1 protein-coding gene is annotated in these 11,131 nt (G+C 46.6%); it reads left to right on the top strand.

The genetic code is table 11. The annotated features are described in order from the left end of the window. Positions 1 to 260: 260 nt before the first annotated feature. The gene (locus EYW48_RS12945; protein ID WP_277432513.1) at positions 261 to 11,021 is read left to right on the top strand and encodes a VCBS domain-containing protein; all 10,761 of its coding nucleotides are present in this window, start codon (positions 261 to 263) and stop codon (positions 11,019 to 11,021) included. Positions 11,022 to 11,131: the final 110 nt, after the last annotated feature.

The raw sequence follows: 11,131 nt of genomic DNA, 5'->3' as shown, positions 1-11,131 counted from the left end.
ATCACGCTCAATGTCGTGCATCTGTTCGAGTTGCAGTTTCTGTTGAGGAGTCAGTGTGATTTTCATGGTTTGTAGCATGATCCTGATTCTATTGAAAATCAAGCATCTTCAATGATCACGGGTATAGGTGCATTGATGCCTAAAATGGAGAACCATCTCAATTTCCGGTTTTTTCTTTAAAAATTATTTAATTAACTAGAAAAATCTCTATCTGTGTATTTTACTTAAAATAGTGCAACCACGATTCACGGATGAGAAAAATGGCTAACAAAAAAAACATCGAAACAAACAAGAAAAGTAACGAGCTAGAACAAAAGAAAGCAACACAAAAAAAGAAGCTCAGACTGCATTCGCATCTAAAGGTTAATATCCCTCTTTTTCAATCACTCATTATGATATTGCCGTCATTGGCTAAACACGCATCTGCCGAGGGGGTAGACAATTACAGCAATGAGGCAAATCGAGCAACGGAAAATAGCGTGGCAGAAAAAGACGTCACCGATGACCATGGTAAAGCAAACTCATCGGCGGTTACTCATCAAGAGTCTCCAACGAGTGAAAACCACGTAGGATCAACCTTAAGTGTAAGTCATGCTCCCCATGGTTCGAATTCTCACTTGGTCCCTTCTCATCATTTGTCGACGTTTTCTCACCCGCAAGTCCATTACATTCCTTCGATATCGATGCCAACCATATCCTTAGAAAGTAACGGCCAGCCCACTCATTCAAATAATACGCCTCCGACAACTCCCGCTTCGCCAGTCACCTTTGTGTCAGAGGTAATAAAAGGTGCGTACGGAGAACTCCATGTTGATGCAAATGGTCAATACACATTTGTCCTGAACCCTAACTCTCCTCAATATATTCTGTTAAATCAGAACAAACATGGCACAGACCATTTTGTTTTAAACCTATCTGACGGTTCTAAGATTGTTGTTCAGATCCCAGTGACAGGTAAGCAAGACACGCCGACCATTTCTGGTGATTTAGCAGGTGTGGTAACGGAAGATCACAAAGTTGATTCACACGGTTTGCTACATGCGAACGGCAAAATTGATGTCATTGACCCTGACCAAAATGAAAGTTCGATGAAACCCGAAGTGCTCGCAGGTAAATATGGTTCACTATCCATAGACGCTGATGGACACTGGCAATATCACGTAGATAATTCTCTCTCTAATATTCAAGCGTTAACTTCTGCCACTTCGCTGCACGAAAGTTTCGTCATTCACACTCAAGATGGCACACCGCAAACACTCGATATGACCATTGGTGGCAACGATGATAATGCCGTTGTAACGGGTATCGATACAGGTGCGGTAACGGAAGAATCTCAGTTACAAACTATCGGTACGTTAACCGTTTCGGATACCGACGCAGGTGAAGCGCACTTCTCTAATACCGATATCGTTGGCACGTTAGGCACCCTACACCTCAAAGATAATGGTGATTGGACGTATGATTTAGATAACAGCAATCCTAAAGTTCAGGCACTTGCACAAGGGAAAACCGCCACCGATACCATCACCGTTCACTCTGCTGATGGTACGCCACACCAAATTACGATCACAGTAAACGGCACTAATGATAGCGCGGTTATTGCTGGCTCCAATTCAGGTGTAGTAACTGAAGAAACACAGCTTCAAACTACTGGTACGTTAACCGTTACGGATACCGATACAGGCGAAGCGCACTTCTCTGATACCGATATCGTTGGCACGTTAGGTACCCTACATTTAACCGACTCTGGTGATTGGACGTATGATTTAGATAACAGCAATCCTAAAGTTCAGGCACTTGCACAAGGGAAAACCGCCACCGATACCATCACCGTTCACTCTGCTGATGGTACGCCACACCAAATTACGATCACAGTAAACGGCACCAATGATAGCGCGGTTATTGCTGGCACTAATTCAGGTGCGGTAACGGAAGAATCTCAGTTACAAACTATCGGTACGTTAACCGTTACGGATACCGACGCAGGCGAAGCGCACTTCTCTGATACCGATATCGTTGGCACGTTAGGTACCCTACATTTAACCGACTCTGGTGATTGGACGTATGATTTAGATAACACTAACCCCAAAGTTCAAACACTCGCACAGGGGAAAACCGCCACCGACATCATCACGGTTCATTCAACCGATGGTACGCCACATCAAATTACGATCACAGTAAACGGCACCAATGATAGCGCGGTTATTGCTGGCACTAATTCAGGTGCGGTAACGGAAGAATCTCAGTTACAAACTATCGGTACGTTAACCGTTACGGATACCGACGCAGGTGAAGCGCACTTCTCTGATACCGATATTATTGGTTCATTAGGTACGCTTCACCTCAAAGATAATGGTGATTGGAGTTACGATTTAGATAATAGCAATCCTAAAGTTCAAGTACTCGCACAGGGCAAAACCGCCACCGATACCATCACGGTTCATTCAGCCGATGGTACGCCACATCAAATTACGATCACAGTAAACGGCACCAATGATAGCGCGGTTATTGCTGGCACTAATTCAGGTGCGGTAACGGAAGAAACACAGTTACAAACTACTGGTACGTTAACCGTTACGGATACCGACGCAGGTGAAGCGCACTTCTCTGATACCGATATTATTGGTTCATTAGGTACGCTTCACCTCAAAGATAATGGTGATTGGAGTTACGATTTAGATAACAGCAATCCTAAAGTTCAGGCACTTGCACAAGGGAAAACCGCCACCGATACCATCACTGTTCACTCGGCAGATGGCACGCCACATCAAGTCACGATTACCGTGAATGGTACTAATGACAGCGCATTGATTGCGGGTACTACTTCTGGCTCAGTAACGGAAGAGAGTAAGCTTCATGCTAGTGGCCAACTCTCCATTTCAGATTTAGACAGTGGGCAAGACCATTTCCAAAGCACCGATATTAAAGGGGCTTACGGTAGTCTGCATATCGATACCGATGGTCTCTGGACCTATGACCTAGACAACAGCACAGTGCAAGCACTGGGAGACGGAGATAAACTCAGTGAAACACTTACAGTAAACGCTGCCGACGGTACTCCACATGATATAAAAGTCTGGGTTTATGGTAGCAACGATGCCCCTGTTGTTAGCGCAGAAGTGGTATTAACAAATGGTACAGAAGATACTAGCATTCAGCTATCTACGGCAGAGTTACTCGCTAACGCAACGGATGTTGATCATAATGATTTAGGCCAATTAAGTATTGCCAATTTAGTCTCTAATCATGGCATCGTTATCGACAATAAAGATGGTACCTTCACCTTCACGCCAGAAAAAGACTACAACGGCGATGTACACTTCAGCTATGACGTTAAGGATGCACACGGTGGTGTGACCCACACCGGCGCAACCACCAACTTAGCTGCGGTTAACGACAACCCTGATGTGACGCCTTTAACAGACAGTGTCAGTGAGGGGGCCGATAATCATCACACCCTCAATCTGCTATTAGGTGCCACAGATAAAGAGGGCGACGCTTTAACCATCAGTCACCTTGAATATGCCATCGATGGTCAACCTCAGGCAGGGAAAATCCCCGCAGGTATCACCTTAGATGCTGATGGACATACATTGATTGTTGATGCCACTGATCCCGCATTTAATCATTTGGCAAATGGTCAGTCGCAACAAATCGCTATCACTTATCAAGTAGAAGATGGCCATGGTGGAAGTACGCAACAAACCGCCACGCTTACGATTGCCGGGACAGATGATAAAGCCACACTGGTTTCTAATGTCATTCAGCTTACAGAAACACAAGCGCTGGATAGTGAATTTAAATCCTATAGAGGCCTGCTTCAGCTAATTGACCCTGATAGTGGTGATAACACTCAGTTTGTTTTTAGCGGGAAGTATTTAGGTCAAGGTTTTGAGCCTGGTCACCTTGATGTTTGGCCTAATGGCACTTATCAATTCAGATTAGATGCTGGTACCAATCGTCATGCGGACGATCTCATTGGTAGCCTACATGCTGGCGAGTCGAAGGAGTTCCCCTACGAAGTCGAAACCAGTGATGGTCAGAAGCTCACCATTATGGTGAAAGTGACAGGCGAAGATAACCAAGCAAAAATTGTAGTGACGCCCTACTCCAGCCTCAATAATCATGTTTATGAAGATCACACTTCCTTCGGCAATACCACCCATCAGCTCAGCAGTGGTGGCACGTTACACGTGATTGACCCTGATCATGATCAAGCCGGTTTTATCGCACAAACCATCACCACCACCGAAGGTGGTCGGTTCAATATCAACGCACAGGGCCATTGGTCATACAACATTGATAATGATAAAGTCCAACATTTAGGCGCTGGGGAAAGCTTCCAGCAAACCTTTACCGTTGAATCTATTGATGGCAGTGCTAAAAAAGATATCACAGTGACCGTTCATGGCACCAATGATGTGCCCATAGTCGCCTCGGTGATTTCAGGTCAAACAGCGACAGAAGATGGGGCATTTGCCTTCTCCGTTCCTGCGGGCACGTTTGATGATATCGACGCGAAAGACTCACTCACACTGAGTGCAGGCTCATTGCCTGGCTGGTTAAGCTTCGATCCCACAACCGGCACTTTTACCGGCACACCGACGAACTCGGATGTCGGCACCACACAAGTGACGGTCACTGCGACTGACGCACATGGCGCGACCGTCAGCACGGCCTTTGATCTCGTCGTGAACAACACCAATGACGCACCGACCTTAAACCCGATTGCTTCTGTGAGTGTCGATGAAGACGGACAACAGGCGACAGGTCAGCTAAGCGCGACGGATCCCGATACAGGTGACAGTCTGACCTATAGCGTGGCCTCGCCGGTGGCTGGTTTAACCCTCAATGCCGACGGTTCCTATAGCTTTGATCCGTCCAATGCAGCCTATCAGTCACTGCCTGATGGTCAGACACAAACCGTGACTATCCCTGTCACGGTCACCGACTCGGCCGGCGCGACCGATACCCAGAAGCTGACGATCACGATGACCGGCACCAATGACGTCGCTCGTATTTCTGGGGTTGATACTGGGACTGCGACTGAAGACAGCGTCTCTCATGGTTCCAATAATTTGATTGTCAGTGGGCAGCTTCGCGTCGCAGATGTGGATTCTGGTGAGGGTATGTTTACAGTGACTGGTCAGTCTAATCATCAGGCAGGACTTCATGAGCGTGGCACACCGGTCGCAGGTGACCATGGTCTCGGGCAGTTTGTCGTACATGCGAACGGTACATGGACGTTTATTGCTGATAATACGAACTTAAAGATACAGGCATTGGCTGAACATCAGACCATTCAAGAAACCTTCACTGTGCATTCTAAAGACGGCACTGCGCATACCATCACTGTAGATATTGTGGGCACGGACGATAAACCTGTCGTCAGCGGAGCCGTTGACTTGGGTAGCACGGCAGAAGACACCACCAAACATTTTAGCGCGGCTGACTTATTGGCGAACACCACAGACGCAGATGGTGATGCCCTTTCCATCGTCGATGGTTCTGTAACCGCTGAGCATGGCACACTATCGGGCGATGCTGTGCATGGCTTTGTCTTCACCCCCGACGCTAACTATCATGGCACAGACATCGCTATTACGTTTACAGCCACTGACGGGCACTCAACAGTTGCTGGCACGGCGACACTTGATGTAACAGCAACCAACGATGCAACAAAGGTCGTAGCGACGAGCGCTAGCACCACAGAAGACACCGATATCGTCCTGACTAAATCGCAGCTTTTGGCTGGAGCGACCGACGTAGATGGCGACACCCTGGATATCAACAGCGTAACGGTTAATGGTGGCCACGGCACAGTAACTGATAATCACGATGGTACGTGGACGCTACATCCTGAAGAAAATTACAAGGGTGACATCACTTTAGGCTACAAGGTCAACGATGGCACCGCGGATGTCGATAATCACATGACCGTGGCGGTGACATCGGTTACCGACGCTGCGGATATAAACCTTTCTGTTGCACCGCCAAAAGGCTTTCAGACGGATTCTGCCCATCATCTTTCAATCGATGCGATACTTAATCCTGATGGCGGTGGTGACCACACAGCCAGAGACGACGGAAATTCGCTGACCTTTGAAATGGGGATCACGCTTGATAAGAGCGAGACGTACCACAATGGTGATGTGATTGCGCAGTACGGTGGGCATATTAGTAGTCCAGGTAAATTGGATTATGCTCAAATGCATTATTATTCGGATGGTTCGAGAATAGGGAACGGCGGAGTAACCCTTACAAACCCCCACAGTGTTACCGTCTGGATTTCGGGCATGGATCCTATTGAAACCCACATTGATATTACCGATGGCAAACTCCACCGATTAACGGTGGTTGTGGATGAAGGGCAAGGCAATAAAGCGCCCACCATGTCGATATTCGATAATGGTAAGCCTGTTGATTACCCTGATGGTTCAAACTCTGAAAGTATGCCAACGCATTATCTAGGCGACAGCGGTTCGAGTGAGCATTATTTAACAGCACCGAAAGCTGGCTTTACAATAACGGAAAATGGCTTTCTTGAGGCTTCAACTATCTCGATCCCTTACGGCGGTGGCCACGCGAATGTGCCCACGTCTCTTACCGAGCGTGCAGGCTCGACCGAGCTTGTTATCGGAACGGGTCGAAGCCCTATATCACTTGGAGATGGGCGTTATGCTACTGGATATGATCATGGCCATATTGTCTGGAGTCACGGTTCGAATCACGACGGCGGAAACGTACCTCCCATTACACCCATCGTCGCAACGATCGAACACGTAACGGTAGTAAAAGAAGCAGTTGCAGCGTCTCAGGTAGCTCAAGGGCCACTCGGTGAGCAGGGTCTAGATCCAAAACATGTGTTGATCGATCTAGGGGTGAACGGGGCAGGTATTGTTGACCATACCGGGCTCCACAGCACCGTAGTTCCTTCTGGGTCAGACCATTCGCACGTGATAAACACGGCAGGAATCAATGTTACCAATGACCCACACCACTTAGTCATCAATGCCGATGTGACACCACACGATAAAGACGATGCTCTTCAAGCTGTTCATCTGCACGGCTTGCCCGTTGGCTCAGTTGTCACTGATGGAGCGCATACGCACACCATCGATGCGACGGACCAAAAAGATGGCTTAGATATTTTGGGCTGGACACGAAGCTCTATCGAGGTTCGAATCCCGGCTGGTGTAAATCACAATGCTATTATCACCGTGGAGGCAACCACTCAAAATCCGGATGGAACCCACGCGCATAGCGCTTCATCTGCGCCGGTAATACTCGACCCTGCTCACGCGGGCGATGTGATTGTGTCTGCTCCGCCTATCAGCGGAATTGAGGATAAAGGACCCTACGATTTAAGTTTAACGGCTCTTGATCCCTCAGATCCCCACGCTGCTATAACTTTCGTTGTTTCAGGCTTACCAGCTGGCGCAACACTCAGCGCAGGTAGCTACGATACGCACACCAAAACCTGGACAATTTCACCAAGTGAGACGAATGGGTTGCAGATTACTCTGCCGAAGGACTTCTCTGGCAGTGTGACGCCCCACATTACAGCAACGTCGAGTGCCGGTCATAGTCACAGTGTTGACGTAGTCGGTAGCATTACGGACACCCCAGATACCGCGGTAATTTCAGGCACCGATAGCGCGAATATCACAGAAGATATTCACGTACAGTCGTCGGGTGTCATTATGACCAACCAGAATCAGCTCAATGTACAGGACCCAGACGCAGGTGAAGCCCTGTTTACGCCTACGGGCAGTCCATCGGGGTCGGGTAGCACAGCAACGGGTAGCTGGGTTGCAGGTGATAAGGGTATAGGGCAGTTCATTCTGCATGCTGACGGACGTTGGCTCTACAAGGTTGACAACGATAACACTCATATTAATAGTCTCGGCGATGGTGATACCTTTACCGAAACCTTAACCGTTCAAACTAAGGATGGTACAACACACCAACTAACGTCGACGATTCATGGTACTAACGACCAACCTGTCATTGATGCTACTTCAGCCGTTACTGCTATTGAAGGTGGCCATACTGCGCATAAAGGGCAAATCACAACAACAGATGTTGATACGGGTGATAGCGCTACTTACACGGTAATTACGCCAACAACGGGTCAGCATGTTCCAGGCTTTACACTTAATGCAGATGGTAGTTATGAGTTTGATGCCACCGATGCGGGTTACGATCATTTAGCATTAGGTAAAACTGAACAAGTAAGCGTTTCTGTAACGGTAACTGATGGCGCAGGCGCTACGGATCAAAAAGATTTAATCATTACAATCACTGGCACCAACGACAGACCAACGGTTGGTTCGTCACTTGCTCAGCATATTCATTCGATTGATGAAGATACAACACAACACTTTAGCGCTAAAGATTTTGGTTTTATCGATAAAGATCACGGCGACCAGCTTGACCATATAACGATTACCGCACTGCCAGATGCTTTTAAAGGGCAATTTGAGTATGACGGCCACCCTATCACTATTCCTTTGGATGTGTTGACGGCTGATATCAGTAAATTAACCTTTGTACCTGCTCAAGATTATAACGGCGGCGTGCAATTTGGCTTTACCGTAAATGATGGACATACCGATTCCTTTCCTAAAATAGGTAATTTCGAAATCATACCGGTCGATGATATTTCTACGGTTAGTGGTACTGATACGTTGTCAATGACAGAAGGGAGTGCCGCCAATACCCATGCAGACTTAACCGTCGCCAAAGGAGCATGGCTAGCGAATGTTGATGGCCATTTTGACTTCCCAGAGGTCGTAGCTAATGACCCTAATGCAGGGCGTTGGTATGCAATAACGGGGGCCGGTGTAGCGGGAGGCGCAGCCCATGGTATGAAAATTGAAACAACACAATGGGTCATGAACATGGGAGACCCAAATTACGGTCATAATGGCTATATGACATTTACCCGTAATACCAATAGTGCCACTGCTTCCTATAATGCAGTAGACCGTGTCGAGGGAGATTTACTCATTAATGACCCAGACACAGTACCAGCAACCTTTATTGATGTAACCGATAGTTTGGGTGATAACGGTTATGGCAATTTTTCAATGCATAATGGGCACTGGTCGTTTGTTGGTGGTGACAAAACCACTGCGCTAGCGGATGGCGAAAAAGCGACCGAGACCTTTACATTTAATACCTCCGATGGTGTGACACATCAGGTGACCGTTAACCTTACAGGTAGCGATACCAAGGCTGAGTTTAAAGGTGATATTTCTGCCAACCTCAAAGAGGGAGATATCGGTGATACGGTGTCTGCACATGGCACCCTTAATATTGTGGATGTTGATACAGGGCAAAATCCGATAATTGCAGATTTTCATGATAAAAATGGAGTCAATGGTTACGGACATTTTTCAATGGTCAATAATCAATGGACTTATGAGATTGATCAAACGACAGTTCAAAAGCTAAATGCGAGTGAATCAGTTCAGGATAAAATAACGGTGACCGCCAGTGATGGCACCACACAAGATATTGTCATTAGTATAAGAGGTACAAACGATGCTCCTGAAGTGACGGGCGCAGTGGCGAATACCGACGATAGCGAAGGTCATGCAATCGACATGACGCTCCCATCAAATTTATTTACCGATGTAGAGGGGGATAGCTTTACTTTAAGTTTAGCTGTTTCGCAACATACTGAGGAAGCAGTCAACCCTGATAGCGTCAACCCAGGTTGGCAAGGCAAAGATACAGCTTTAGGTATGCCTACTTGGCTTCATTTTGATGAGAAAACCGGTCGAATATGGGGGACACCTCCACATAGCGCAGACGGTGACTTAGATATCACGGTCACGGCAACGGATGCTAACGGTGCAAAAGGTACCTATGACTTTCATATCGCAGTTACTGATGTTGATGCAAAAGGCATTGCACACGCGAATGTAAATGAAGATGACAGAGCAACGGGTCAACATTCAGCGAATGGCCAGTTAGATGCGTATCATAATGGTCAACATATTATCTGGCATGAACAAGCTACAGGGCAAGATAGCACCCCTAATATGATTCAAGGTAAATATGGCCACTTGCAAATATCAACAGGTGGTACATGGATTTATTACCTTGATCATGATGGCGATCAACATTGGGCCAATAAAGATCTTAATGCCCTAAAAGCAGGTCAGGTAGAGCAGGAGCACTTCACTATCCATGGCTTACAGAATGGTAAAGAGGTCGCTACCGAACAAGTTATTATCGCGGTTACGGGTAAAAATGATGGTGCGACTATTAATGGTACTATGACAAGTAAAAGCGTAAGTACAATTACAGAAGATGCTGCGAAGGATACCTTAGCAGGCCACTTGAATTTAGTCGATGCCGATCATGGTGAAGATCAGTTCATACCAGATCCACACATTGCAGGAACTTATGGACATCTAGAATTAGCAGCCAATGGAGACTGGGTATATCATCTTGATAATAGTTTGGCGACTACAAACTCATTAAGCGCTGCGCAGGGTGGAACAGAAACCTTTACAATAAACTCACCAGATAATACTGCTTCTCATACAATAACAATTAATGTGAATGGGGTTGATGATCCATTAACTGCTGTTACGTCACCAGCCCCACCTCCGCCAGTACAACATGATGAACCTGACTTTAGTGCTGAAACGAGTGAAGATCTCTCTGTCACCCTTGATGATGTTGGTCTCGTTGTCCCCGATAGCCAACATCAAGCAGTAAATGATCACCCTGTTACTGGCGCAGCTGCTTATCTTGATGCATTGGGGATTACACCTGCAGCGCCTGTAGCAGATGCACCTGAACATCAACTACCTGCTGATATGGATATTGTGATGGCGGAAGCGAATCATGCTGCATTAGGGCATGATGATGTTTCACATATAGATTTATCGGACGCGCTTGAACACCAAGGACATGAACATGATACTAACCAACAGGATCACGATGACACGCAACATCATAATCAAGTCGATGATTTACCAGACATTGATCCCAATAGTTAGCTCATAAAATGGAATCACTAAAACCAAAAAAGGAACGCTATTGAGCGTTCCTTTTTATTTCTATTCTATTTTACATTTCAGTTATAAATTATAGTTATAACTTTAACTAT

Source organism: Vibrio sp. 1180_3 (assembly GCF_029478545.1).
Classification (GTDB): Bacteria; Pseudomonadota; Gammaproteobacteria; order Enterobacterales; family Vibrionaceae; genus Vibrio; species Vibrio aestuarianus.
The sequence above is the reverse complement of the archived record's forward strand: the minus strand, read 5'-3'. Positions and strand labels throughout refer to the sequence as shown.

Excerpts from the sequence above, each read along its gene's own strand:
- EYW48_RS12945 (WP_277432513.1), top strand. The coding sequence starts at position 261 with ATGGCTAACAAAAAAAACATCGAAACAAACAAGAAAAGTAACGAGCTA.